This is a genomic window from Streptosporangium sp. NPDC049644 (assembly GCF_040675205.1).
GTDB classification, from domain to species: Bacteria; Actinomycetota; Actinomycetes; order Streptosporangiales; family Streptosporangiaceae; genus Streptosporangium; species Streptosporangium fukuiense.
On record NZ_JBFAOJ010000010.1, the window covers coordinates 97,041 to 121,243 of the forward strand.

Here is a 24,203-nt window from a genome sequence, read left to right on the forward strand (position 1 = left end):
ATGATGCCTCACCCCGCGCCACGGCGCACCTCTCCGGGACGGCGCCGCACATCTGAAGTCCGTCGGCTCCGGCCGGGGGACACTCCCGGCAGGCGTCGCCTGCCTGCCTTACCCGTCGTCCGTCTCCCGCGATGCCGGCCTCGGGAGGCTGGACGACGGCTGGGCCGTACGGGCGGCGACAGAGATCACGCGCCTGCGGGGCCGGAGCCTGCCGAACCTGTCGGCCCTCGGGGATGGAAGACGAAGGCCGCCCGCGACGGTTGTCGGGGCGGCCGGGGGCGGTGTTCTAGCTTCGGTCGAACTCGTTGGCCTTCACGCCGTTGATGAAGGCGTCCCACTCGGCCGGGGTGAAGAAGAGCTTGGGGCCTTCGGGGTCCTTGGAGTCGCGTACGGCGATCAGCTCGGGGTGCTCGGCCTTGTGGCCGGGGGCGTCGACGACATCCTTGAGCTCCGCGACCTCAACGCAGTTTCCGCCGTTGCTGCCGGTAAAGGTTGACTTCTGCCACTTGGCGTTACTCAGGTCCATCGTTCCTCCGCCGTTCTCTTAATGAGGTCCATCGACATGTCCAATGGAAGTGCCTCTATGCGAATGGCCTCGAATTTTTCTGCGGCTGTCGCGATATCGTCCTGGTCGCTGGTGACCAGTCCGCGAACGGCCGTGTCAAAGTAAGCTACCTCGCTTCCGCCTTCCAGCGTAGCGATTATGAATCCCGCTTCAAGGCCCGCGCGCATGCCTCCGAGTGGCACCACCTGCACGCTGATACGGGGAGTGATGATCGAGGTCAGGTGCTCAAGTTGCGCGCGCATGACCTGAGGGCTTCCGATCAGACGATGGATTGCCGCTTCGTCGATCACGCATCGCAGGAGCGGTGGCGCGGGACTCTCCCGGCTGAATATTTCCTGACGCGCCAGGCGGGCCTGCACGGCGGTCTCGTCCCTGTAGAGAACTTCGCGAGCGTACTCGGGGGTCTGGAGCAGCCCGGGAATCAAGATCGGTTCGTATGCGCGCAGAGCCGTCGCCACCTGCTCTTTGTCGGGCCACTTTCCGAACCAGGAAGGGAAGACCTGCCCCTTCCGCCAGTCGAGGAGGCGGCGGAGGGCGCCGCCCGTGTTGAGGACCTTGTCGCAGGCGTCGGCGAACTCGGGGCTGGCCGGAAGCTGGCCGGTCTCCACCCCGCTGATCAGGGACTCGCTGAAATGGATCTTCTCGGCCGGCTGACTCTGGGTGAGCCCCGCCGCCTTCCGGTAGTGCTTCAGCTCCCGGCCCCATATTGCCTGAGGTGTGTAAAGGTCGACCACGATGCCCTCCTTGCCGGAATTCAACAACGGCCGTGCGAATCCCCAACGCTCGTCGATGGTGACCGTTCGACTACCAAGCGTAGCCATATCGCGGCACGCTGGCCATATGGATTCCAAGGAAGAAGGGGAGACCGGAAAAGAGGCTCTCAAGGCATACGCGGCGCTGACCGAATATCGCTACACGCTGGATCTTTCCCTGGCCGTGCTGGGGGAGAGATGGATACCGCGCGAAACGAGAAACGTGGCCTCCGCCCGCCGATTCGTCTGGGACATCGCCACCGACTGGAACACGTCGGAAGACGCCCCGGAAATCGCCGAACTCCTGGTCTCGGAACTCGTCACCAACGCGATCGCATACGGCTCGTCAGACGTTCCAGACCCGACCGCCATCCGCATCAGAACCACCAGGGAGAAAGAATTGATGACCGTGGACGTCTACGACTCCTGCATAGCCGTCCCCAGAATGAGGCAGGCCAACTGTCTGGACACCTCCGGCAGGGGCCTGGCCATCGTCGAAGACCTCTCCCACAACTGGGGCTGGACCCTCAACCCCTACGGAAAGTCCGTCTGGTTCCAGCTGGTGGCATGGCTCTGAACATCAAAGGACACAGAAACGGGGCCCTTGGTCGGCCAGATCGCCGCTCGGTTCGCAATCCTCGTTCCGCTGTTTGACCGATCACCGAGGTCTGTGGTTCTCCGGCTTTGTCAACGTCGGCGCGATGTCGATCGTAGGATCTTCGTCAAAACGGTGGCGTGGCAGATGCCGGAGATGTCAGAACAGGACGATCCGCGTCAAGATCACTTGGCGATCGTCTCTGTTGATCCGGTATTCGGCGATGCCGTATCCGGGGCGATCAGGATCTCCCGCCAGTCAGGGTCGGCGCCAAGCTCATTGCTTCCACGCAGCCAAGGGTTCTCGCAGATCGCCACCGTCAGCGCGGCCACCGTGGAGAACACCTCGGCGGACACGGCCGGATCGGCGAGAGCGTCGGCCACCATCTCGGAAGGGAGGACCGGCCACAGGTCGTCGTCCCCGCTCACGAAACGGTGTGCTCCCGCCGACGGGCGATCTCTTCCATGGTCGACGTCTGCAACGTGCCTGCCTCGGCGGTGGCGTGAACGCGGTCGCGGTCAGGATCGGTGTCGAGCATCGCCCGGCCCCACCACGCGCTCAGGACACCGTCCAGCTCCGGTCCCTGCTGGGCTTCCAGCAACTCGGCGAAGAACTGGGCCCGGTGGCCACCGCGCAGCGCGTCGGAGATCGCGCCGATGGTCCGGGGCACCCTCGGCTGCCTGGTCTCGTATCCGCCAACGGGCCGAGCGGTCATCGCCATCACCTCTCCGCTCCTGCCACCAGCCTAAAGCGGCGGTGTCGACCTCGCAGCCACTCAGACGACATCCAGCTGTCGACAGAAGTCGATGTCTTCGTTTTTCGGGCAGGGCCAGGTCGTGCCGCCCGTACGGAAGAACACCTCAGGTCGGGGGAGCGAGGGTTCCGGCGGCGAGGGCGTGGGTCAGGGCGGTGGCGGCGGTCTGGCCCGAGGTGGTCAGTTCCCGGAGTTCGGCCTCGAAGGTGAAGATCCCGCGGAAGGCGTCGCCGTACCTTCGCTGCTCCTCGACCGAGAGGCGCGGCACCTGGGCGCGGCGCGGGTCGAAGCGGGTGGAGCCGGACTGGGTGCCGGTCGTCGCGCCCGGGGAGAGCGCCCGGACGAAGCCCGCGAGGAAGAACGGGTCCAGCCGGTCGGGGTCGGGGCGCAGCAGGACGAGCCGGGGGCCGAGCAGCAGGCCGGGCTCCCCGATCACCCGGGTGGCCAGGCCGCCGGCCCCGATGGCGGCGACCACGTCTCCGGGCTCGGTCCTGATCCGGCCCTCGGGGCGGGTGCGCGTCTCCACCGCGCCCCCGTCCAGGACGTGCCGGTCGGTCAGCACCGGATCGCCCGAGCCGTCGATCTCGAAGCGCCCCGTCTGCCAGACGGCCAGCGCCCCGATCCGCTCCAGTTCCGCCAGTGTGACGGACGGCAACTCCTGGCCGGTGCCGGGGACGGCCTCGGGGACGAGGGTGGCCAGTCTTCCGAGCCGCTCGGCCAGCCGCCCGCGGAGCAGCAGGTAACCCTCCGCGGAGACCTGTTCCTCGGTGCCGAGATACCGGGACGGGGTGACGTCGACGTCCTCGTCGACCAGCTCGATGATCGGGACCGTGCGGCTCTCGCCCGGCCTGTCGACGTCGAGGTCGGGGTCCGCGTGGAACTCGCGCCACCGCTCGGCCACCGCGTCGAGGTTTCCCAGGTCGGCCTCGGCCATCAGGACGCGGGAGGGGGTGCGGTCGTCGGCGGTGGGCTTGCGCAGCACCCAGATGTGCACGGGCAGCGCGGTGCCACCCGACGCGACCTTCGGGGGGAGGCCGATGACGGCCCGCAGGGTCCCGCGCCGCAGCAGGTTGCTGCGGATGCGGCGGCCCGAGCGGCGGTTGGCGGCGATCGCGGGCATCAGCAGCACCGCGACGCCGCCCGGCGCCAGGTGGGCGAGCGCGTGCTGGACCCAGGCCAGCTCCGACTCCATCTTGGGCGGCAGCCCGTACTCCCAGCGCGGGTCGCTCGTCAGCTCGTCGTATCCCCAGTGGCGCTCGTTGAACGGAGGATGGCACACGACGGCGTCGACGGTCAGGTCGGGCCAGGCGTCATGGCGCAGCGAGTCGCCCGCCCTGACCTCGCCGCCGCTCTCCGGCGCGCCGCCCGCCTTCGCCCTGCCGCCCGCTCCGGCCAGTGCCAGGCGTGACCGCGCCAGCCGGGCCAGGGAGTCGTCGTACTCCTGCCCGTACGCGCGCCGCCCCGGGGCCGCCGCGGCGAGGAGGACGCCGAGGCCGCAGGCGGGGTCGAGGACGGACCGCGCGCCGGGCCCCGCCAGTTGGGCCATGAAGTCCGCGATCTCGGCGGGTGTCTCGGCCAGGCGGCGCGAGTGGACGTCGGCGTAGCGGTCCAGCAGGAAGCGGATGGCCTGGGGGCCGCCCTCCTCATCGGCGTACCGCCTGATCAGCTCCCACGCGGGGGCCGGGACGGTGTGGGGCCTGCCCTGGCCGAGCAGGAGCTCGGCGGCCTCGGCGACGACCTCGCCGAGCCTGAGGTCGTCGCCGGCGGCGCGGACCTGCTGCCAGACGCGCTCGCGTAGCGGGAGTTCGGCCACCTTGCCCTGCTGGAGCAGCCACGCCTCGACGGCGCCGAGCGAGAAGGTCGGGCTGGTCGCCGTTCCGCCCACGGGCTCGGGGAAGTCCTCGTGCCGTCGCCGCCAGTTGCTCACGGCCGCGCGGCCGACGCCCGCTATCCGCGCGATGTCGGCGGCGGTGACGCTCGCCTCGTCCCCTGCCATCGCCAGCCTCCGTTTTCCCACGTCAGCCCATTTGACATGTGGACGACAACTTATCTCACAGCGTTGACGGACGTCGATCGGCGGCATCGAGTACGTGTATTTGGTTCACGTGACGAGGGGGCCGGGCGGAAAAGGACCTGCGAATTGTCGGTGGGGCAGGCAAGGATGACCCCATCATGGTTATCCACCCGTCTCTCCCGTTCACCGCCACGACGTCCCCGAGCGGGGACATCGTGGTCTTCTACGTCGGCACCGAGCCCCGGATGACACCGGAACAGGCGCTCGCGTTCGCCGACCAGCTCCGCGACCTCGCGGCCGGCGCGTCGTGCCCGGGGCGCCGGGAGCACTGGTCGATGGGCACCGGATGTCCTGACCGTGCCATGGCGTATTCTCGGTAATCCCTTTCACTCTCCGTGGTCATTGCGTAACGTTCTGCCTGTCGTGGCTTCCGGAAAGAGGAGTCGCCTCATCGATTCGCCGTGCTCCTGACGCCCGATGCCCAGGGCGCCCCCGGACGCGTCGACGTCGGATACGGAAGGACGGAACATGCAACCCTTCGAGCTCCCCGACTTCTACCTGCCGTATCCGGCCAGGCTGAACCCCCACGTGGAGACCGCGCGCGAGCACACCAGGGCCTGGGCGCACGACATGGGCATCCTCGATCCCGACCTCGGCATCTGGGACGAGGACAGGCTGGAGGCGATGGACTACGGCCTGCTCTGCGCCTACACCCACCCCGACGCGCCCGCCGGTGAGCTCGACCTCATCACCGACTGGTACGTGTGGGTGTTCTTCTTCGACGACCACTTCCTGGAGACCTTCAAGCGCAGCGGTGACCTGGCCGGGGCCAAGGCGTACCTCGACCGGCTGGCGGCCTTCATGCCGGTGCACCCCACCGGGCCCGCTCCCGAGCCGGAGAACCCGGTGGAGCGCGGCCTGGCCGACCTGTGGGCCCGGACCATCCCGGCCATGTCCGCCGACTGGCGGGCCCGGTTCGTCGAGAGCACAAAGAACCTCCTCGACGAGTCCCTCTGGGAGCTCGCCAACATCAACGCCGGACGCGTCGCCAACCCGATCGAGTACATCGAGATGCGGCGCAAGGTCGGCGGCGCCCCCTGGTCGGCCAACCTGGTGGAGCACGCCGCGGGCGCGGAGGTCCCGGCCGCCGTCGCCGCCAGCCGGCCGATGCGCGTGCTGAGGGACACCTTCTCCGACGGGGTGCACCTGCGCAACGACCTGTTCTCCTACGAGCGGGAGGTCGGCGACGAGGGCGAGCTCAGCAACGGGGTGCTGGTCTTCGAGCGCTTCCTGGGCTATGACACCCAGCAGGCGGCCGACGCGGTCAACGACCTGATCACCTCCAGGCTGCACCAGTTCGAGAACACCGCCCTCACCGAGTTGCCGGCCCTCTTCGAGGAGCACGGCCTGGACCTCAAGTCCCGCATCGACGTCCTGGCGTACGTCAAGGGACTCCAGGACTGGCAGTCGGGTGGCCATGAGTGGCACATGCGCTCCAGCCGCTACATGAACGGGACCTCGCAGACCTCGACGGTCGCCCCGGCCCTCCTCGGCGGTCCCACCGGCCTGGGCACCTCGGCGGCGCGCATCAGGCTGGCGCCCGGCATCACCGGCCCGGGTGGGATCAGGAGCCACACCCACGTCCCCCTGCGGAAGGTGGGGCCGGTGCCGCTGCCCGAGATCTACATGCCGTACCCGGCCAGGATGAACCCCAACCTGGACGGCGCCCGCCGCCACGCGGTGGAGTGGGCGCGCGAGATGGGAATGTTCGAGCAGCTACCCGGCTTCCCCGGGCTGGCCGTCTGGACCGAGCACAAGCTCGCCGGCTACGACTTCGCCGTCTGCGCCGGGGCGATCAACCCGGACGCGCCCGGCCCCGAGCTGGACATCTCGACGTTCTGGCTCACCTGGGGGACCTACGCCGACGACTACTTCCCGGTGGTGTTCGGGCCCCGGCGTGACATGCTCGGCGCGAAGGTGTTCAACGAGCGGCTGTCGGCGTTCATGCCGCTCGACCTCTCCGCCACCCCGCCGCCGGCCAACCCGATCGAGCGCGGCCTGGCCGACCTGTGGTTCCGTACGGCGCCCCCCATGACGGAGAGCGCGCGTGCCAGGTTCCGCCGGGCCGTCGAGGACATGACGGAGAGCTGGCTGTGGGAGCTGGCCAACCACATCCAGAACCGGGTTCCCGACCCGGTCGACTACATCGAGATGCGCCGCAAGACCTTCGGCTCCGACCTCACCATGAGCCTGTCCCGGCTGGCCCACGGCCAGTCGGTGCCGCCCGAGGTCTACCACACCCGGACGATACGCGGGCTGGACGACTCGGCCGCCGACTACGCCTGCCTGGTCAACGACCTCTGCTCCTACCAGAAGGAGATCCAGTTCGAAGGCGAGCTGCACAACTGCGTGCTGGTCGTCCAGGACTTCCTCAACTGCGACCTGCGGCAGGCGGTCCACATCGTCAACGACCTGATGACGTCTCGAATGCGGCAGTTCGAGCACACCGTCGCCACCGAGCTCCCGGCGCTGTACGACGACTTCGACCTCGACGGGGAAGCCAGGAAGACGCTCGACGGATATGTGACGGAGCTGCAGGACTGGATGGCGGGCGTCCTGCTCTGGCACATGAAGACCCGCCGTTACGACGAGTCCGAGCTGCACTACCCGCCCGCCACGGCCCGGCCTCTCGGCGCCCCCGCCGGGCTCGGCACCGCGGCCGCTCACCTCGGGGCGTTGCTGAGCGCCGGGGCTTCGCGGCGAGGGGCGGTGTCGGAGGTCTGAGGGGTCTCGTGTTCGGTACCGGACACGGGATGGGTGCGGAACACGGAGATCGCCCGTGGGAGGACTACGCGGAGAGGGATCCGGGGCGGCCGAGTACGGCGGCCTGTGCCGTGGAGTGATGAATGCCATGTGCCCGATCGTTGGGGGCTACGGCGACGCGCAGAGGTAATTCAGAAGGCCGCAGCGGTACGTTAACGGTGGCATGTCGGATCGGACCGACCGATTCCGCGCGCCATCGTAGTCAGGTCGATGACAACGTACGATGCGAGTCCGGCTCCGTCCATTCGTGAGGCCGCGAAAGCGGCTTGGCGGGAAGCCGCTCCCTTCGGGGAGCGGCGGAGTCACGGGCCGTAAGGAAACCAGAGGCATCCGCAGGCGTCATTCCTGCTCACCATTGGGAGTCGCCGCGTGACGATCCGTTTGATCTTGGTCTGTCATGGTCCCACCTTCGCCGTCTCCCGGGCGTCCTTCCCGGCCGACGAATCGCTCACCGAACGGGGCAGACAGGCGGCAGGGAACGGGGTGGAGTCCGCGGCGACGGCTTGGTGCAGCCCCGCCGCCGCGGCCAGGGAGACCGCGGCGGAGCTCGGACTGGACCCGTCGATCGAGCCCGCCCTTCGCGACTGCGACTACGGGCGCTGGCGCGGTCGCGAGTTCGCCGAGGTCCAGGCCGCCGAACCCGAGGCAATCCAGGACTGGCTCACCGATCCCGCCGCCAGGCCGCACGGCGGGGAGTCGATCGTGGATCTGATCGAGCGGACCGGTGACTGGCTGGCGGGCCTGTGGCGGGAATCCTTTCATGGTCGCGCGGTCGCCGTGACGCACGCCGCGGTCATCCGGGCCGCGTTGGTGAACGTGCTCGCCGCGCCTCCCGCCTCGTTCTGGCGCGTCGACGTCCCGCCGCTGGCCCGGGTTCGGCTCAGCGCGCACCACGGTCGCTGGCAGCTGCGCGCGACCGGGCCTGACGGGCCGTCGCCGGTCTGACGGAGTCAGGCTCACCGGGCGGCGCGGTGCTGAGAGAGGTGACAGCCGACGCCTTACGTTTCACAAGCCGTACGTTTCACAAAGGGACGAATGGGAGGACGGTTCTTCCCTCGTGATCTTTTGATCTCGATGCTCTGTGGCCGTGATGGATTCGATCGGTCAATCGCAGGGTTCTCTTCGCCGCCCGTACTAAAGATTTCATGAAGGACATCCATATGACCGGATAGTGCCGCTCACGATTATCCGAAATGCTGACCAAAATCCGACGAGCCCGAGTTTTGGGATGACCTTCCCCTTCCGCCTCTGGTGGAGAGTGTCTGCTCAGAGGCAGCCACCGCGGGTACCGGGCAACGAGAGGTTCGACTATGTCGTCCAGGGGAGTTCATGTCCGGCCGCGGGGGAGCGCCGTGACCTGGGGCACCGGCGCCCACGGATTTCCCTGGTCGCGATGCCGGAGGTGAAGGACGACCGGCCATCGGACGTGTCGCTGGCCGGTCTGACCGTCATTAGCGGACTCGTGGACGCGATCAGCTACGTCGGCATCGGCCAGGTGTTCATGGCGAACATGACGGGGAATCTGCTCATCCTGGGCTTCGCCGCGGGCGATCCGTCCAAGTTCCCACTCGTCGCGACGGTCATCGCCGTGGTGGGCTTCTTCCTCGGGGCAGGGTTGGCCGGGCGGCTCACCGACCGGGTGCCGAACGTCCGCCGCAGGATGATCCTCGCCATGATCATAGAGACCAGCCTTTTCGCCGTCACCACGGTGGGCTCGTTCCTGCTGCCCACCACCCAGGTCGGCCGCTACCCGCTGATCGTCACCCTGGGGGTCGCCATGGGCGGACGGAACACCGTCGTGCGCCGCCTCAAGATCCCAGAGATCAGCACGACCGTGGTGACCGGTACGTTGGCCAACCTGGCGGCTGATTCGGTGCTCGGCACCAGAAGGCGCACGCGGGCCCGCCGCCGCGCGGGAGAGATCGTCTCGCTGGTCCTCGGAGCCTGGGTGGGTGTCCTGCTACTGCGACACTTCGGGTTCAACGCCACGCTGGTGGTGTTGACCGTCCTGATGGCCCTGATAACCGCGCTCTACGCCTGGCGCACGTCACCGGCACGCGCCCGCTGACCCGTCACCGGTCTTACCGGTCGCGGAAACAGCCCAGGTCGAAGAAGCGTGCGAGGGGGGAAAACGAGCTTTACGCCGCGCTGCGGTCGGTGCTCCACGACACCGGTGGTCGGCCGGACACTCCTCACTCCTGCTTCCTGAGGGAGGACTGGGAGATGAACGCCTACCTCGTCTGCGAGTGCCCGGGTTGGTGGCGAACCTGGTGAGTCCGTATACGTCAGGTTTCCGGTGCGGACGTGCTCCACACAGGTGGTCACCCACCTGTCACGGACCAGAAGGTCTTCACCGAGGAGCGATTTTCCGGGGACCCTCCGTCAGGTAGGGGCGGAGGAGCTCCTCGGCCCGCGCGCGTACGTCGTGCTCGTCCGATCCGGATTCAATCATGCGAGAAGCCGCATAGACGACGGCGTTGATCATCTCCGCGGTGTTTTCTGACGACCGTCACATCCGGCCAGAACGGCATGGTCGGTGTCGGCTACGGCGACGCCGGGTCACCCCGAGGTGTCCGGAGCGGCTCGGCCGGTCGCGGCGGTGCGGCAGCGCATATGTTTGTGGGGGACCGTCGCCGACGAAAGCGTGGAGAGCGTGGCAGCAGATGGCGTGCCCCCTGCCCGTGGCACTGTGGCCACCGCTCGGATCGGGGTGGCCCTGGCCGTGGCGTCTCTGCTGAACCACCTCGCCTGGCTGGGCTGGGACCGGGAACGGGTCGTCGAGCCGGACGGGAGTCTCAGCGGCCCCTATGAGCCGTGGCAGGTGGCCGGCCTGGTGGTCTGCCTGGGGATCCTCGCCGTGCTGGCCGGCAGGCTCGGCCTCCCGAAGATCGGCACGATCGGCGTCGCGGGCGTGATGTGGCTGTGCTGGTCGATCGACGCCGCGATGTCGGACGACAGCGGTCTGTGGGTCGTGGGCGCGGTGATGTTGCTGCCCGCGGCCCTGTTCGGTGTCGGTCTGGTCGCGTTCCTCGCGGCTTCCGGTAAAATCGCCGGCCGGGAGGTTCGGTCCGAGGAGTGACCCGCTCGCCTGTGCGGTGGCGGTGGCGGTGGTGGTGGCGGCGGTGGCCGGCCTCGCCACGAGGGCGGGCCCGTTTCCCTTGGCTTCGGAGCTCTGCGGCTCGGGACGTTTCTCGGCCTGCCGCACTTGATCACGGCCTGGCGACCGATGCCGGTGGCGGCCCGGATTCTCACCACCCTGCGAAGCGCAGCGGGGAATCGACGCCCGCTCTTGACGTCAGCAATGTTTGCGTTAACGCTTTGGGCGGAAACCTCCGTGAAATCCCCTCATGACTTTCGCGGTCCGTCACCTGTTTCTTGTTAGCGTTAACATAACGTTAGGAGATTACCAGCATGCTGCGCATCACCCCCCGCGCGGCGGTCGGCGTCGTGACGATCTGGCAGGCGGGAAGCCGGTGAACAGGCTCCCGCGCCGTCCGTCGCGGCCGGCGGCGCTGACCGCCACGGTCGTGCTGAGCCTGATCGCCGCCCTGCTGACAGCCCTCCCGGCCCACGCCACACCGGCCGTCCAGTACACCAACCCCCTGGCCACGCAACGAGCCGATCCCCACATCTTCCGGCACACCGACGGCTACTACTACTTCACCGCCACCGTTCCCGAGTACGACCGCATCGTGCTGCGCCGGGCCACCACCCTGCAGGGCCTGTCCACCGCGCCCGAGACGGTCATCTGGCGCAGGCACACAAGCGGTGAGATGGGAGCCCACATCTGGGCACCGGAGATCCACTTCATCAACGGCAAGTGGTACGTCTACTTCGCCGCCGGCCGTGCCGACGACGTCTGGCGGATCCGGATGTACGTGCTGGAGAGCGGCGCCGCCAACCCGCTGACCGGCACCTGGACCGAACGCGGCCGGATCGCCACCCCCTGGGACACCTTCGCGCTGGACGCCTCGACGTTCGTCGCGGGCGGCGTCCGGTACCTGACCTGGGCGCAGCAGGAACCCGGCATCGCCACCAACTCGAACCTGTACATCGCCCGGATGGGTGCCAACCCGTGGACCATCACCGGGTCGACGACGCGGCTGACCGTGCCGACGCTGGCCTGGGAGACGCGCGGGTACAAGGTCGCCGAAGGACCGACGGTGATCCAGCGCAACGGCCGGATCTTCCTCACCTACTCCGCCAGCGCCACCGACGCCAACTACTGCCTCGGCATGCTGACCGCCTCGGTCTCGGCCGACCTGCTCAACGCCTCCTCCTGGACCAAGAGCCAGAACCCGGTGTTCGCCACCAACGCCACGACCGGCCAGTACGGGCCGGGTCACAACTCCTTCACCGTCTCCGAGGACGGGCAGAGCGACATCCTCGTCTATCACGACCGCAACTACCGGGACATCTCCGGCGACCCGCTCAACGATCCCAACCGGCGTACCAGGCTCCAGAAGGTGTACTGGAACGCGGACGGCACCCCCGACTTCGGCATCCCGGTACCCGACGGGATCACACCGGTGCGGCTGAGGTCCTACGACCAGCCCGATCGTTTCGTCCGGCACTGGGAGTTCCGGGCCCGCCTCGACGCGAACGTCTCACCGCTGGCCGACTCACAGTTCCGGATCGTGCCGGGCCTGGGCGGCGGGGGAACGGTGTCGCTGGAGTCCGTCAACTTCCCCGGTTACCACCTGCGCCATCGCGGCTTCCAGGCATGGGTGGAGCGCGGCGACGGCTCGGCGACCTTCCGTGCCGACGCCACCTTCACCCGCCGGGCCGGCCTGGCCGACGGTTCGGCGGTGTCGCTGGAGTCCGTCAACTTCCCCGGCTACTACCTGCGCCATCGTGACCTCCAGATGTGGGTGGAGCGCGACGACGGCTCGGCGGCCTTCCGCACCGGCGCCACCTTCACCCTGGAGTGACCCGCCGGCCTGGTTTCCAGGGCCGCCCATGCTCGATGCGGGCGGCCCGCTGCTCCCGCCACACCCATTCCGAAGCGTTTCCAGGAGCCCCCATGTCACGAAAAAAGGGCATCATTGGCGCAATCTGCGCGCTTCTTCTCAGTCTCAGCTGCATAGCCGCCCTCACGGCGCCCGCCCAGGCGGTGGGGGAGACCACTTTCCGCAACCCGCTGCTGGCCGACGGCGCCGATCCGTGGCTGCAGTACCACCAGGGCAACTACTACCTGGCCAGCACCACCTGGAACTCCCAGCTGGTGATGCGCAAGTCACCGACCCTGGCGGGCCTGCGCACCGCCGCTCCGCAGTACGTCTGGTCGGACACCTCCGCCGGCGCCTGCTGCAACTTCTGGGCGTTCGAGTTCCACCGGCTCAACGGCCCCAGCGGAACCCGCTGGTACATGATGTACACCTCCGGGCAGAGCGGCACCCTCGACCGCCAGCACCTCAGCGTGCTGGAGAGCGCCGGCGACGACCCGCTGGGACCGTACAGCCTCAAGGGCTCGCCGATGCCGAGCACCTGGAACATCGACGGCTCCTACCTCCAGCTGAACGGCCAGCTGTACCTGCTCTGGTCGGAGTGGCAGGGAGCGGACCAGAGCATGTGGATCGCGCGGATGACCAACCCCTGGGCCGTCACCGGCTCCAAGGTGCTCATCTCCCGGCCCACCTACGGCTGGGAGACCGTGGGCGGTCGGGTCAACGAGGGCCCGGAGGTGCTGCAGCGGGGCGGGAAGACCTTCATCGTGTACTCGGCCAGCTCCTGCAACACCCCGGACTACAAGCTCGGCATGCTGACGCTGACCGGCGGTGACCCGCTCAGCGCCTCGTCATGGACCAAGTCCGCCAACCCGGTCTTCCAGCAGGGCAACGGCGTGTACGGCCCCGGACACAACGGCTTCTTCAAGTCCCCGGACGGCTCCGAGGACTGGATCGTCTACCACGGCAACGCCTCCGCCGGCCAGGGGTGCGGGAACACCCGCTCCACCAGGGCGCAGAAGTTCACCTGGAACGCGGACGGCACCCCCGACTTCGGCACGCCCGCCGCCACCACCGTCGACCTGCCGGTGCCCTCCGGTGAGCGCGGCCCGCTCACTGCGGCGGTGAAGGGGACCGCGTACACACTCGTCAACCGCAACAGCGGCCTGTGCCTGGCCACCACCGGTGGCTCCGGCGCCGACGGCGCCAACGTCGCCCAGCACTCCTGCGCCGGCTCCGCCGCCCAGTGGGTGCTGGACTCCACCGCCGACGGCTACCACCGCCTGGTCAACAAGCAGAGCAACAAGGTGCTCGATCTCGCCGACTGCGGCACCGCCGACGGCGCGAACGTCCGGCAGTGGGCCTGGCTGGGCAACACCTGCCAGCAGTGGCAGCCGATCACCACGACCGACGGCTGGCTACGGCTGCAGAGCCGTAGCAGCGGCAAGGTGCTCGACGTCGCCGACTGCGGCACCGCCGACGGCGCGAACGTCCGGCAGTGGGCCTGGCTGGGCAACACCTGCCAGCAGTGGCGGCTGCAGCCGGTCGGCACGGCCGCCGTCGCCAGCGCGCAGAGCGGCAAGGTGCTCGACGTCGCCGACTGCTCGACCGGCAACGGCGCGAACGTCCGGCAGTGGCCCTGGCTGGGTACCGCCTGCCAGAAGTGGACCTTCACCCACACCGACAACGGCTACCAGCGGATCCAACCCGCCCACAGCGGCGGCTGCCTGATCGTGAACGCGGCCTCCACCGCCGACGGCGCCGATGTGGCGCAGGGTGCCTGCTCCGGCACCAACGCCCAGTGGCGCCTTGAGGTGCTCGCCGACGGCTCGGTCAGGTTCCTGGCACGGCACAGCGGCAAGGCACTCGACCTCGCCGGCTGCGGACTCGCCGACGGCACCGACATCGCGCAGTGGTCGTGGCTGAACAACATCTGCCAGCGGTTCCACCTCCGGGCGACCTGACGGTCCCGTAGGCGACGGCCGGCCCGGTTCCGGCTCAGCGGGTGCGCACGGCCGAGCATTTGGGCACGACGCGACAGGCCCCGGGACATCCCGGGGTCCTGTCGTCGGCGCCCGCGAGCGGAGGTACCGGTAGACCGATGAGCGGGCGGGGCCGACCCGGCCCGCGACCTCGTGACTGCGGGGCCCGGTCCAGCGCGGCCGTCGGCTCGTCGACCAGCAGCAGGGAGGGGGCGCCATCAGGACCTTGGCGATACCGATCCGTTGGCGCTCGCCGCCGTACCCTCGCCGTCGGGCAGCCGGTCCTTCAGGAAGCCGATCGCGGCGCCCCACTGCGCGGCCGCCGCCTCGCGCGGCTCCGCGCCCGTGCTGTCGGTCTCGGGGGCGCTCATCCAGGGGCCGAGGGTCGTGGAGACCAGGTCCGGTAGTGTCCCCGTCGACGGCCAGAACCTGTTCCCGGAGATCGCCCCCCCGATTGACACCCCCGCCGCGAGCCGGTGCCGCCCGGCGGCCCACGCGGCGAGATAGCCTCCCGTGCCGAAGCCGACCACCGCGATCGTCTCGGCGAGGACACCTCGCTTCTCCACCAGGTAGTCCAGGGCCGCGTCGAAGTCCGCGGCCAGGTCCTCGGTGCTCGGCTCGGACATCGCGGCCTCCGCGCGGGCTCGGTCCTGTGCGGTGAAGTCCGGGCCGCCGGACCGGTAGAACAGGTAGGGCGCCACGGTCAGCCATCCGCGTCCGCTCAGGGCACGCATCCTCGACTCGACCGGTGGCGTGATTCCCCAGACGTCGTGCAGCACGATCACGCCCGCGACCGGCTCACCGGCCGGTTCGCAGACGAAGAGCGGAGCGGCGGTCTGCAGCACGACCCTGCCCCGGTTGGCCGAGCCGTGCGCATGATGGTGTGACATGTCTTCCTCTGAGCAGATGATCAGACCTGGGGCACGTGGACCGGCGGGACGAACGGCGTGGGCATCGGAGGCAGTGTCGTCATGTCCACCTCGATCAGGTACGGAGCCCGGGTGGCCAGGGCCTCGCCGAGGACCTTGTCGAACGACCCCACCGTCTGCACCAGCGCGTACGGGATCGCGAACGAGGTGGCCAGCGCGCCGAAGTCGGGAGTGAACAGGTCCACCGCGGAGGGTTGCCTGCCCTGGCTCTCCTGCATGCTGCGCAGCACCCCGTAACCGCCGTCGTTGAACACGACCAGCACCAGCCAGGGCCGTTCCTGGGCGAGGGTGCCCAGCTCCCCGAGGTGTACGGCGAGTCCACCGTCGCCGGCGATCACCACCGTCGGCGCGTCGGGCCGCGAGACGGCGGCGCCGATGCCCATGGCCAGGCCCTGGCCGATGCCCCCGCCCAGCGGGAAGATGTTGGTGCTCGGGTGGCGGATCTCCAGCAGGCGGTTGCCCCAGGTGCTGGACGGCACGGTCACGTCGCGGGCGATGACCGACGACTCCGCCAGCCGGTTGCGCAACGAGTCGTTGATCTCCGCGTAGCAGCCGATCGCCGCCCGCTGGTGCTCGCGGACCGCTTCGCGGGTCGCCACGCCCTGCTCCCGCCAGCCAGGCTCGCTGCCGACCGCTGTGCCGGCCTCGGTGAGTTCGGTGAGCAGCGCGGACAGGACAGTCGCGGCGTCGCCGACCAGTCCGGCACTGGCCGGATAGGAACGGCCGATCGCCGCCGGATCCACGTCGATCTGCACGTGCTCGGCCGGCAGCGGGACCTGGTACTGCCGGGTCTCGTTGGACCTGAAGTGCGTGCCCACGCTGATCAGCAGGTCGGCCGAGGTGATCAGCGGCTCCGCCCGGGGGCTGCTCGCGTAGTTGCCGACCACCAGCTCGTGGGCCTCGTCGATGACGCCCCGACCGGCGTTGCTGGTGAGCACCGGAGCACCCAGCCGCTCGGCCAGTTCGAGGAGCTGCGCGCGGGCCGTACGCGCTCCGCCGCCGGCCCAGATCAGCGGCCTCCGCGCGGCGGCGACCATCGCCGCCACCGCCCGCACGGACTCGGCGGGCAGAGGTTCGGTGGGCAGAGGTTCGGTGGGCAGAGGTTCGGTGGGTACGGACCCGGCGGGCGGGGGCTCGGGAACGGCCGTGGTCGCGCCGGTCGGCTGCCTGGCGTACTGCAGGTCGATCGGCCACTCGACGCTGGCCGGTCCCTGCGGCGCGGACAGGGCGAAGGCCACGGCGGTGCGCAGTGTCTCCTCCGCCAGCTCGGCCGAGGGTACCGCGGCGGCGTGCTTGGAGACCGCGCGGAGCATGGCCAGCTGCTCGGGGGTCTCATGGATGACCCCCCTGCCCTGGCCGAGATACTCGCTGTCGATCTGTCCGGTGATGTGCAGCACCCTGCTGCCCGCGCTGAGAGCCTCCACCAGAGAGCCGGCGGCGTTGCCCGCGCCCGTGCCGGTGCTCGTCACGGCGACCCCGAGGCCGCCGGTGGCCCGCGCGTAGCCGTCGGCCGCGTTCACCGCGGCCGCCTCGTGCCGGACGGGAACGAACCTCAGGTCACGGTCCAGTGCCTCGACAAGGGGCAGGTTGTGCACGCTGATGACGCCGAACACGGTGTCCACACCATGATCACGCAGCACGTCGACCAGCAGGTCTCCTCCATTACGGTGAACCAACGGTCTTTCCTCTCGATGACGGGGAGATCGGAATGGTGAAAGGCGGCTCACGCGTACCGCGCGATTCCGCCTCCCACATCGAGTGAGGCACCGCTGACGTAGGAGGCACGCGGCGAGAGCAGGCTGACGATCGGGTAGGCGACCTCCTCGGCGTTGCCCAGCCGGCCCAGCGGGATTCCCCGTGAGGCAGCCAGCTTCGCGGACCACTCCACCCAGGAGTCAGTGGTCTCGGAGGCCTCGTAGCGCCGACGCCACTGCCCGGTGTCGATCAGGCCCAGGCAGACCGAGTTGACCCGGATGCCGTCGGGGGCCAGCTCGGTGGCGAGTGTGGTCGTCATGTTGAGCAGTGCGGCCCTGGCCGCCGACGTCGCCGCGAGCAGGGGCTCCGGCTGGCGTGCCAGGATGGCGTTGACGTTGACCACGGCCGCCGCGCGGGAGGCCCTGAGCCAGGGCAGCGCGGCACGTACCGGGTTGAGCACCCCGAACATCTTCAGGGCGAGCTCGTCGCGCCACTCCTGGTCGTCGGTCTCCAGCAGCCGGCGCATCAGCGAGCGTCCTGCGTTGTTCACCAGCCCGTCCACACCGCCCAGCTCCTCGGCCGCGCTCGTGACGAAGGACTGGACCTGCTCGGCGTCCAGCACGTCGCAGGCGCCGGTGAACAGACGCGCCCCGTCGGCACGGCCGGCCCTGGCCAGCGCGTCGGCCAGCCGCCTGCCGTCCCGGGCGCATGCGGCGACGTTGGCCCCCTCGGCGAGCAGTATCGAGGCCGTCGCCAGCCCGACGCCTGAACTCGCGCCGGTGACGATGACGGTGCGTCCGGTGAGATCGAGGTCCATGCTTCTTTTCCCCTCCCTGATCCGAGGTCGTCCTCGGTTTAGCGGCAGATGAACCCGCCGTCGACCAGCAGCGTCTGGCCGGTGATATAGGCCGCCGCGTCGGACAGCAGGAACCGCACGGCCCCGACCACGTCGTCGGGCCGCTGCGCCCTGGTCAGCGCGCGGTTGAGCCGGAACAGCTCGTGGCGCTCGGCGGGGATCGTCTGGGTGGCCTCGGTCTCGGTGATCCCGGGGGCCACGGCGTTGACCGTGATGCCGTCCGGGCCGCTGTCGCGGGCCATCGCCCGCGTCATGGAGACCAGGCCGCCCTTGGAGGCGACGTAGTGCACCAGCCTCGGGGGGCCGTAGAAGGCGACGTCGGAGGTGATGTTGACGATCCGGCCGTCACCGGCGGCTCGCATCGCCGGATAAAGCGCCCTGGAGACCAGGAAGGGGCCCCGCAGGTTCACCTTCATGATCCGGTCGAAGTCCGCCGGGTCCAGCTCGTGGAAATAGCGTCCGCCGACTCCGTCGGCCAGCGCCGCGTTGTTGACCAGGCCCCACAGCGGTCCGATCTCGGCCACCGCCTCGGCCAGCCGGGCCACCGACTCCTCGTCGGAGACGTCGGTGTCGACGCGGTGGGCTCGCAGGCCCTCGGCGGTGAGTTCGGCGAGCGCCCGCCCGGCGAATTCGGGGTTGCGCTCGGCCACCACCACCTCGGCGCCGGCCCGGCCGATCTCCCGCGCGATGGCCAGGCCCAGTCCCCGGCCCGCGCCGGTGACCACCACGATCCGCCCGTCCAGGGTGAATCCGTCTCGCTGCTCGTTCATTGGCACGTTCCCGTCTGAGTGGTCGCGTCCACCTCGGCCAGGAACCGCAGTACCGCGGCGTTGAACTCCTCGGGGCGTTCCTGGTTGGCCGCGTGGCCCGCGTCGGCGATCGTCGTCAGCCCGCTGCCGGGGATGCCCCGAGCGAGTTCCTCGCTCTCCGCGACCCCCGTGATCGTGTCATGCTCGCCGACCACCACCAGGGTGGGGACGGCTATCCGCCGCAGGTCGGCACCGTGGTCGGTGGAGGCCATGGAGGTGGCCGCCGCCGCGTAGCCCTCGTGGCGGAGGCGGGACATGCCCGCCACCACCTGCTCGGTCACGGCGGGATCGGCTCCCGGCGCCACCAGGGCGGGCCCGCGGAGCCGGGCGAACGCCCTCGGCCCGAGCTCGGCCAGGCTCGCCACCCGCTGGGCCATGGCCGTGCGAGAGGCCTCGGTGCGACCCGATCCCCGGGAGGAGTCGGCCAGCACCAGCGAGCGGACCGCCTCGGGCCTGCGCAGGGCCAGGCTGGTCGCGATCACGCCGCCCCAGGACACGCCGAGCACATGTGCCGGTCGCGCGCCCAGGCCGTCGAGCACCTCGAAGGCGGCGTCCGCGTAGTCGGCGAGGGCGACCGGCTCTGGGAGGTTCGGTGAGCCCCGGTATCCCGGTGCGTCCCAGGCGATCACCCGGTGTGCGGAGGCCAGGCCGGTCAGCTGCGCGGCGAACGACTCCGAGGAGCCGCCGATGCCGTGCAGCAGCAGGACCGGGGATCCGTCGCCGCGGATCCGGACGTCGATGCCCGCCGGACCGCGCCGGAGGGCCGTCACCGGAACACCGCCGTGCCGGCGGCCAGGTCGGCGATGGTACGGAGCACCGCGTAGGCCGTGATCTGGCTGGTGGTCGGGGTCTGCGGCGAGGGCGCGTTGCGGATCTCGAACCGGTACTGGCCCGCCTGCCCCCTGGCCTCGATGATGTGGCTGGTGAGCGTGGCGTCAGGATCGCCGATCACCGCCGCCTCCACCAGGTCCCAGTCCCCGACCGCCAGGGCGACCGAGGCTGCCACGTTGGCGGACTTGGGGAACCGGGTGGTGACGTCCCGGGCCGGCCCCCGCATCAGCTCCACCGGTTCGGTGGCCGTCAGCAGCCGGTCGCGTTCGGCCTCGGACATCCAGTCCTGCGACAGGCTGGCGGCCCGCTTGACGGTGGTGATGCCGACGTGGGACAGCCCGCCGAGCAGCGCGGCGGCCCGCAGCAGGTCCAGCCCGCCGATCGCCCCGGTGGACAGGTAGACCCGTCCGGTGCCGGCGGACTCCAGCCGCTCCGGCAGGCCGGGGGTGGCGAACGCGCCGATGGAGACCACCAGCAGGTCCGTGCCGGTGCGCACGACCTCGGTGCCCAGCTCGGCCAGCGCCCGCTGTCCCGCGCACTCCACCACCAGGTCGGCACGCTCGACGGCCGTGGCGAAGTCGAGGACGGGCAGGTCAGGGGGATCCTGGTCACCGTTGTGGACGACGCCGACGAGGGTGGCACCGTCGATCGAGCCGGCCTTCAGGCCGCGGGCGACCACACCTCCGATCGCGCCGCAGCCCAGCACCGCCACCTTCATGAGGGCACCCCTGTATTTCCGGCGCGCGACAGGTGGCCCAGGTCGGGTACGCCCGCCATGTGCCTGCGAACGTCCTTCGACGGGGGGCCGGCGGTGCCCCACAGGTCGGACAGCTCCGGGACACGCCGCCACACGCGGCACAGCCAGGCGTCCTCCTCCACCTGCTCGACCTCCGAGGTGTACTCGCAGACCAGGCCGGCCGGGTCTGCGAAGTAGCCGAAGGTGTTGTTCCCCGGCCCGTGCCGTCCCGGTCCCCACAGCGGGGTGACCCCGTTGTGCCGGAGCCTGCCGATGCCCCGCATGAAGTGGTCGATCGATGGCATCTCGTAGGCGACGTGGTTGATCGAGCTCCACTCGGCCTGGTTGAAGGCGATCACGTGGTGGTCGGCGTTGCAGCGCAGGAAGGCCATCTGATGCTCCGACCAGTCGGAGATCCGCATCCCGAGCACCGCGGTGTAGAAGGCGCAGGCGGCGTCGATGTCGACCGTGTTCAGCACGACGTGCGCCAGCTTCCGGGGCACCGCGGGCAACCCGTCGGGGTCGTCCGGGGTGACCGAGTAGGTGTCGCAGGACAGTTCGATGAGCCTGCCCTCGGGGTCGAGGAAGCGCAGGCCGTAGCCGCCGCCGACCTGGTCGAGCGGGCCGGGTTCGGTGATCAGCGGTATGGTCAGCAGCCGGAGCCGGTGTGCCGCCTCGTCGATCTCGCGAGGCGTGGCGACCGCGAACGCGATCTTGTCCAGCCCGCTCTCGTCGGCGCCGACCAGCTGGAGGATGTGGTGCTCCGCCCCGGTGCCCCGCAGCCAGGCGGCGTCGCGGTCGCGCTCCGTCGGCCGCAGGCCCCAGGCCTCGGAGTAGAAGTCGACGCATTCGTCGACCGCGGTGGAGCGCAGGCTCACCGAACGGAGCGCGCGGAGCCTGACCACCGGTTCGGCGGGGGCCGGGTAGCGGGCGAGGTCACCCTTGACGGTGCCTTCGACCGGCTGAGGGTGGAGGCTCACCGGGCCGCCGCCGGAATCTGCCGGGCCGGCTCACCGGTTGTGGCGGTCTGCTCCCGCAGGTAGCGTTCGGCCTTCTGGCGGAGCAGCCTGCGCACCCGGACGATCGCGATGTCGTGCTGGTAGAGGCCCTCGCCCTCCCAGGCGTCTGCGGGCATCGACTCCAGCATCTCCCGGTCCTGCTCCAGGACCGCCCAGTGCCGTGCCTCCAGCGTGGTGCGGTACAGGAAGCGCCAGGCGTCCCGCTCCCAGCCCTGCACCTTCCGGCACCGCCAGAAGAACGCGGCGTGCTGGGTCGGGCTGATGGGGGTGGCGGTCGCGATGATGGCGAAGGGACCACCCGGGCCGGCGGTGGGCGGGTAGGGGATGTCGAGCCGCACCGCGTTGAGACCGATGTCCAGCCACTCCGACCAGTCGAAGTTGACACTGTGCTGGTCGGTCTTCTCAAAGACGAAGCCGGTGTCGGTGTCGCGGATCTGGAAGGCCGCCTCACGCTTGCCCGCGTACATGGTGTGCGACTCGCGGTGCAGGAAAGCCCCGTGCATGGGGTCCATGAGGTTGTCGAGCGAGTACGAGTAGGGGGCCTCCCACTCGGTGTAGCACAGGAAGTTCGCCCACGGCTCGGAGTCGATCTGCTCGGGAAGGACCAGTGGCGTCGGAGCGGCGTCGGACTCGGCCATCCAGGCGAAGATGGCGCCCGCCTTCTCCTGCGCGGGGAAGGTCCGCACCGCCCGGCGACCCTCAAGGGCGCAGCCGGGGCTGCCGGGAACCGAGACGACGGTGCCCTCGGCGTCGACCTGGACGCCGTGGTAGTTGCAGGCGACCCGGTCTCCCATGTGCACGCCCTTGGACAGCGGCGCGTTGCGGTGCGGGCAGCGGTCGCTCTGCACGTGGATCGTTCCGGAGGAGTCGCGCCAGAGCAGCAGGCTCTCCCCGGCGCGCTCCAGCCGGACGAGCTGGCCCTTGGCGACGAACCCGGAGGGGCACAGGGCATACCAGTGGTCGCGCAGCCCCCACGTCAGCAGGTCCTGAACGGTGTCGAAACGGCCCATTGTCATCACTCCCCTTCGCCGAGGCGGGCCAGCTCCGCCGTCAGCGACTCCTCGGTCCAGTCCGCGCCGCTCGCCGGACGCAGGCCGCCCGCGTTGAGCGCCGTCACCAGGCCCGGCAGATCGTGCACCTGGCGGCCGAACGAGGCCTCCAACTCGGCGGCCATCGCCCTCTCGTAGCTGTTCGGTGGCCGCGTGCGGGCCTGGTGGGGTTCGACGTACAGCGACACGTCTCCTCCTGAGGTGACATGGGGTGACATGGGATGCCACAGGGTGTTCAGGGAAGGTCGAGCACGAGTTCCGCGGAGTGCGCGCGGGACACGCAGACCAGGATTGAGGCGTTCTCGGTGCGCTCCGAGTCGGTCAGCACGAAGTCGCGGTGGTCCGGGACTCCCTGGATCACCTTGGTCTCGCAACTGCCGCAGATCCCTTCCCGGCAGGAGTTCGGCACGTCGACACCGGCCTGCTTCAGGGCATCCAGGATGGAGACGTCCGGCGTGACCGGAACGCGCAGACCGGATCCGGCGCACACCACGTCGAACGCGGGCCGGACGTCGTTGGCCGGCTCCGCCGGCTCGGGCGGGCGGAAACGTTCCACCCGTACTCGGGAGGGATCGGGTGCGGCCGCCTCGACGGCGGCCAGCATCGCCTCGGGCCCGCAGCAGTAGATCAGCGTGTCGGACGGCTGATCGGCGAGCAGGGCCGCCAGGTCCGCAGGGCCGCCGTGCTCGTCGTCGGCGTGCAGCCGGACGTGCTGCGGTCCCCAGGCGGTGACTGTGTCGAGGTACGCCATCGTGCCTCGTGACCGACCGCAGTAGAGCAGCTCCCAGGGGGAGTCGCCCTCGCACAGCCGCTCGGCCATCGCCTTGATGGGAGTGATGCCGATCCCGCCCGCGACGAACAGGTACCGGGGTGCCGCCTCCAGCTCGAAGGTGTGGAACGGTCCGGTCACCTCGATCCGGGTGCCGACGCGGAGACTGTCGTGGATGAAGGTGCTGCCTCCCCGGGAGGAGGGGGACCTGTGCACCGCCACGGTCCAGGCCCGGGAGTCGTCATGCGGGCCGCAGAGCGAGTACGACCTGCTCTCACCGTTCGGCAGCGAGAGGGTGATGTGCGCGCCGGCCTCCCAGTCCGGCAACGTCCCACCGTCCGGTCGTACCAGCCGCAGTTCGACCACGCCCTCGACCAGCCAGGTCATCGATTCGAGGCGCAGCGTGAACGGCGTCTCACGCATGGGTTCTCCTGAAGTACATACGGGCCGGCGCGACTCAGTCGCGGGTGAGCCCATGCATCGGCGAGGTGGCGGGGTAGGTGGGCAGCTGCGGCTTCGGCGAGCCGATGATCACGCAGAACAGCGCGTCGGTGGTGCCGGCGTTGCGCAGGCTGCGGGGGACTCCGGCGGGCACCCGGATGAGGTCGCGGTAGCCGAGGTTCCGGGTCGCGGTGCGGGTGCCGTCCTCCACGTCGTGGACGGTCACCTCAAGCTCGCCCTCCAGGATGTAGAAGACCTCCTCCACGTCGTGGTGGGTGTGCTCGGGGCCGACCCCGCCGACCGGGAGGAGCATGTTGGAGAAGGTGAAGTGCTCGGCCTTCAGGATCCGGTTGTCGTTCTCGTGGTTGCCGGTGGCACCGGACCCGATGTAGCGGATCTGCGCCCGGCGGAACTCGTCGCCCGCCTTGGACTGGAAGCCGAGTGTGTCCCAGTCCTCGTGACGGGACTGCTTGCTGGCGATGCACGAGTCGATCAGCGTTTCGAGCTCAGGATGCCGGGTGCTGGTCATGGTGCCTCCTCGACTAACGAAGTCTATTAGCTCTAATATATATACGTACTCTCCCGAACCGCAAGAGGTCCGCCGTGTACGTGTGGCTCTGGTGGCATCTTCAGACGTG

Annotated in this window: 24 protein-coding genes; 8 read left to right on the forward strand and 16 right to left on the reverse strand. The window is 69.7% G+C overall.

Going from position 1 to position 24,203, the window contains the following annotated elements; translation table 11 throughout:
- Positions 1–286: 286 nt before the first annotated feature.
- Positions 287–526: a DUF397 domain-containing protein gene (locus AB0J58_RS08465; protein WP_364212025.1), complete on the reverse strand. Its 240-nt coding sequence runs from the start codon at positions 524–526 to the stop codon at positions 287–289.
- Positions 517–1,386 (reverse strand): helix-turn-helix transcriptional regulator, encoded by an 870-nt coding sequence (locus tag AB0J58_RS08470; protein WP_364212028.1) that lies wholly within the window; start codon positions 1,384–1,386, stop codon positions 517–519. Before AB0J58_RS08470 ends, AB0J58_RS08465 begins: the two co-directional genes overlap by 10 nt.
- 19 nt (positions 1,387–1,405) lie before the next feature.
- Between AB0J58_RS08470 and AB0J58_RS08475 the strand changes: the two genes are divergently transcribed.
- Entirely contained in the window at positions 1,406–1,894 is a 489-nt protein-coding gene (locus tag AB0J58_RS08475; protein ID WP_364212031.1) for an ATP-binding protein, read from the forward strand.
- Between the two features lie 203 nt (positions 1,895–2,097).
- On the opposite strand, the gene AB0J58_RS08480 is transcribed toward AB0J58_RS08475, so the two are convergent.
- The 3 genes from AB0J58_RS08480 to AB0J58_RS08490 form a co-directional block, all read right to left on the reverse strand.
- Positions 2,098–2,340, reverse strand: a complete 243-nt coding sequence (locus tag AB0J58_RS08480) for a hypothetical protein (RefSeq protein ID WP_364212034.1) — start codon at positions 2,338–2,340, stop codon at positions 2,098–2,100.
- Positions 2,337–2,627, reverse strand: coding sequence for a hypothetical protein (locus tag AB0J58_RS08485; RefSeq protein ID WP_364212037.1), 291 nt, complete (start codon positions 2,625–2,627; stop codon positions 2,337–2,339). Before AB0J58_RS08485 ends, AB0J58_RS08480 begins: the two co-directional genes overlap by 4 nt.
- A gap of 145 nt (positions 2,628–2,772) precedes the next feature.
- Positions 2,773–4,662, reverse strand: coding sequence for an N-6 DNA methylase (locus tag AB0J58_RS08490; RefSeq protein WP_364212040.1), 1,890 nt, complete (start codon positions 4,660–4,662; stop codon positions 2,773–2,775).
- 176 nt (positions 4,663–4,838) lie between these two features.
- Here AB0J58_RS08490 and AB0J58_RS08495 point away from each other — a divergent pair, with 176 nt between their 5' ends.
- The 7 genes from AB0J58_RS08495 (at position 4,839) to AB0J58_RS08525 (ending at position 14,413) form a co-directional block, all read left to right on the forward strand.
- A complete protein-coding gene (locus AB0J58_RS08495; protein WP_364212043.1) occupies positions 4,839–5,060 on the forward strand; it encodes a hypothetical protein in 222 nt (73 codons plus the stop codon).
- Positions 5,061–5,208: 148 nt separating this feature from the next.
- Positions 5,209–7,464 (forward strand): family 2 encapsulin nanocompartment cargo protein terpene cyclase, encoded by a 2,256-nt coding sequence (locus AB0J58_RS08500; RefSeq protein ID WP_364212046.1) that lies wholly within the window; start codon positions 5,209–5,211, stop codon positions 7,462–7,464.
- A gap of 408 nt (positions 7,465–7,872) precedes the next feature.
- Positions 7,873–8,448 (forward strand): histidine phosphatase family protein, encoded by a 576-nt coding sequence (locus tag AB0J58_RS08505; RefSeq protein WP_364212049.1) that lies wholly within the window; start codon positions 7,873–7,875, stop codon positions 8,446–8,448.
- Between the two features lie 448 nt (positions 8,449–8,896).
- Entirely contained in the window at positions 8,897–9,571 is a 675-nt protein-coding gene (locus AB0J58_RS08510; protein ID WP_364212052.1) for a YoaK family protein, read from the forward strand.
- A 585-nt stretch (positions 9,572–10,156) separates the two neighbouring features.
- A complete protein-coding gene (locus tag AB0J58_RS08515; RefSeq protein WP_364212055.1) occupies positions 10,157–10,582 on the forward strand; it encodes a hypothetical protein in 426 nt (141 codons plus the stop codon).
- Between the two features lie 394 nt (positions 10,583–10,976).
- The gene (locus AB0J58_RS08520) at positions 10,977–12,434 is read left to right on the forward strand and encodes a family 43 glycosylhydrolase (RefSeq protein WP_364212057.1); all 1,458 of its coding nucleotides are present in this window, start codon (positions 10,977–10,979) and stop codon (positions 12,432–12,434) included.
- Between the two features lie 92 nt (positions 12,435–12,526).
- Entirely contained in the window at positions 12,527–14,413 is a 1,887-nt protein-coding gene (locus AB0J58_RS08525; protein WP_364212060.1) for an RICIN domain-containing protein, read from the forward strand.
- Between the two features lie 236 nt (positions 14,414–14,649).
- Here AB0J58_RS08525 and AB0J58_RS08530 read toward each other — a convergent pair whose 3' ends face one another.
- Genes AB0J58_RS08530 through AB0J58_RS08580 form a run of 11 tightly spaced genes read right to left on the reverse strand, consistent with a single transcriptional unit; the run spans position 14,650 to position 24,094 of the window.
- Positions 14,650–15,321 (reverse strand): dienelactone hydrolase family protein, encoded by a 672-nt coding sequence (locus tag AB0J58_RS08530; protein WP_364212063.1) that lies wholly within the window; start codon positions 15,319–15,321, stop codon positions 14,650–14,652.
- Positions 15,322–15,341: 20 nt separating this feature from the next.
- Complete coding sequence (locus tag AB0J58_RS08535; protein ID WP_364212066.1) at positions 15,342–17,036, reverse strand: thiamine pyrophosphate-binding protein; 1,695 nt, start codon at positions 17,034–17,036, stop codon at positions 15,342–15,344.
- A 47-nt stretch (positions 17,037–17,083) separates the two neighbouring features.
- Positions 17,084–17,872, reverse strand: a complete 789-nt coding sequence (locus AB0J58_RS08540; protein ID WP_364212069.1) for an SDR family oxidoreductase — start codon at positions 17,870–17,872, stop codon at positions 17,084–17,086.
- Between the two features lie 38 nt (positions 17,873–17,910).
- Positions 17,911–18,681 (reverse strand): 3-oxoacyl-ACP reductase family protein, encoded by a 771-nt coding sequence (locus AB0J58_RS08545; protein WP_364212072.1) that lies wholly within the window; start codon positions 18,679–18,681, stop codon positions 17,911–17,913.
- Positions 18,678–19,490 (reverse strand): alpha/beta fold hydrolase, encoded by an 813-nt coding sequence (locus AB0J58_RS08550; RefSeq protein ID WP_364212074.1) that lies wholly within the window; start codon positions 19,488–19,490, stop codon positions 18,678–18,680. The genes AB0J58_RS08545 and AB0J58_RS08550 overlap by 4 nt, the downstream gene beginning before the upstream one ends.
- A complete protein-coding gene (locus tag AB0J58_RS08555; protein WP_364212077.1) occupies positions 19,487–20,269 on the reverse strand; it encodes an aspartate dehydrogenase domain-containing protein in 783 nt (260 codons plus the stop codon). Before AB0J58_RS08555 ends, AB0J58_RS08550 begins: the two co-directional genes overlap by 4 nt.
- Positions 20,266–21,267 (reverse strand): VOC family protein, encoded by a 1,002-nt coding sequence (locus AB0J58_RS08560; protein WP_364212080.1) that lies wholly within the window; start codon positions 21,265–21,267, stop codon positions 20,266–20,268. Before AB0J58_RS08560 ends, AB0J58_RS08555 begins: the two co-directional genes overlap by 4 nt.
- Positions 21,264–22,316, reverse strand: coding sequence for an aromatic ring-hydroxylating dioxygenase subunit alpha (locus AB0J58_RS08565; protein WP_364212083.1), 1,053 nt, complete (start codon positions 22,314–22,316; stop codon positions 21,264–21,266). The genes AB0J58_RS08560 and AB0J58_RS08565 overlap by 4 nt, the downstream gene beginning before the upstream one ends.
- A gap of 5 nt (positions 22,317–22,321) precedes the next feature.
- Complete coding sequence (locus tag AB0J58_RS08570; protein ID WP_364212086.1) at positions 22,322–22,543, reverse strand: recombinase-like helix-turn-helix domain-containing protein; 222 nt, start codon at positions 22,541–22,543, stop codon at positions 22,322–22,324.
- 47 nt (positions 22,544–22,590) lie between these two features.
- Entirely contained in the window at positions 22,591–23,547 is a 957-nt protein-coding gene (locus AB0J58_RS08575) for a PDR/VanB family oxidoreductase (RefSeq protein ID WP_364212089.1), read from the reverse strand.
- A 34-nt stretch (positions 23,548–23,581) separates the two neighbouring features.
- Positions 23,582–24,094 (reverse strand): cupin domain-containing protein, encoded by a 513-nt coding sequence (locus tag AB0J58_RS08580; protein WP_364212092.1) that lies wholly within the window; start codon positions 24,092–24,094, stop codon positions 23,582–23,584.
- Positions 24,095–24,203 lie beyond the last annotated feature (109 nt).

Excerpts from the sequence above, each read along its gene's own strand:
- AB0J58_RS08500 (WP_364212046.1), top strand. The coding sequence starts at position 5,209 with ATGCAACCCTTCGAGCTCCCCGACTTCTACCTGCCGTATCCGGCCAGG.
- AB0J58_RS08575 (WP_364212089.1), bottom strand. The coding sequence starts at position 23,547 with ATGCGTGAGACGCCGTTCACGCTGCGCCTCGAATCGATGACCTGGCTG.
- AB0J58_RS08495 (WP_364212043.1), top strand. The coding sequence starts at position 4,839 with ATGGTTATCCACCCGTCTCTCCCGTTCACCGCCACGACGTCCCCGAGC.
- AB0J58_RS08470 (WP_364212028.1), bottom strand. The coding sequence starts at position 1,386 with ATGGCTACGCTTGGTAGTCGAACGGTCACCATCGACGAGCGTTGGGGA.
- AB0J58_RS08485 (WP_364212037.1), bottom strand. The coding sequence starts at position 2,627 with ATGACCGCTCGGCCCGTTGGCGGATACGAGACCAGGCAGCCGAGGGTG.
- AB0J58_RS08540 (WP_364212069.1), bottom strand. The coding sequence starts at position 17,872 with ATGGACCTCGATCTCACCGGACGCACCGTCATCGTCACCGGCGCGAGT.
- AB0J58_RS08475 (WP_364212031.1), top strand. The coding sequence starts at position 1,406 with ATGGATTCCAAGGAAGAAGGGGAGACCGGAAAAGAGGCTCTCAAGGCA.
- AB0J58_RS08565 (WP_364212083.1), bottom strand. The coding sequence starts at position 22,316 with ATGGGCCGTTTCGACACCGTTCAGGACCTGCTGACGTGGGGGCTGCGC.
- AB0J58_RS08510 (WP_364212052.1), top strand. The coding sequence starts at position 8,897 with ATGCCGGAGGTGAAGGACGACCGGCCATCGGACGTGTCGCTGGCCGGT.
- AB0J58_RS08555 (WP_364212077.1), bottom strand. The coding sequence starts at position 20,269 with ATGAAGGTGGCGGTGCTGGGCTGCGGCGCGATCGGAGGTGTGGTCGCC.
- AB0J58_RS08580 (WP_364212092.1), bottom strand. The coding sequence starts at position 24,094 with ATGACCAGCACCCGGCATCCTGAGCTCGAAACGCTGATCGACTCGTGC.
- AB0J58_RS08545 (WP_364212072.1), bottom strand. The coding sequence starts at position 18,681 with ATGAACGAGCAGCGAGACGGATTCACCCTGGACGGGCGGATCGTGGTG.
- AB0J58_RS08465 (WP_364212025.1), bottom strand. The coding sequence starts at position 526 with ATGGACCTGAGTAACGCCAAGTGGCAGAAGTCAACCTTTACCGGCAGC.
- AB0J58_RS08490 (WP_364212040.1), bottom strand. The coding sequence starts at position 4,662 with ATGGCAGGGGACGAGGCGAGCGTCACCGCCGCCGACATCGCGCGGATA.
- AB0J58_RS08525 (WP_364212060.1), top strand. The coding sequence starts at position 12,527 with ATGTCACGAAAAAAGGGCATCATTGGCGCAATCTGCGCGCTTCTTCTC.
- AB0J58_RS08530 (WP_364212063.1), bottom strand. The coding sequence starts at position 15,321 with ATGTCACACCATCATGCGCACGGCTCGGCCAACCGGGGCAGGGTCGTG.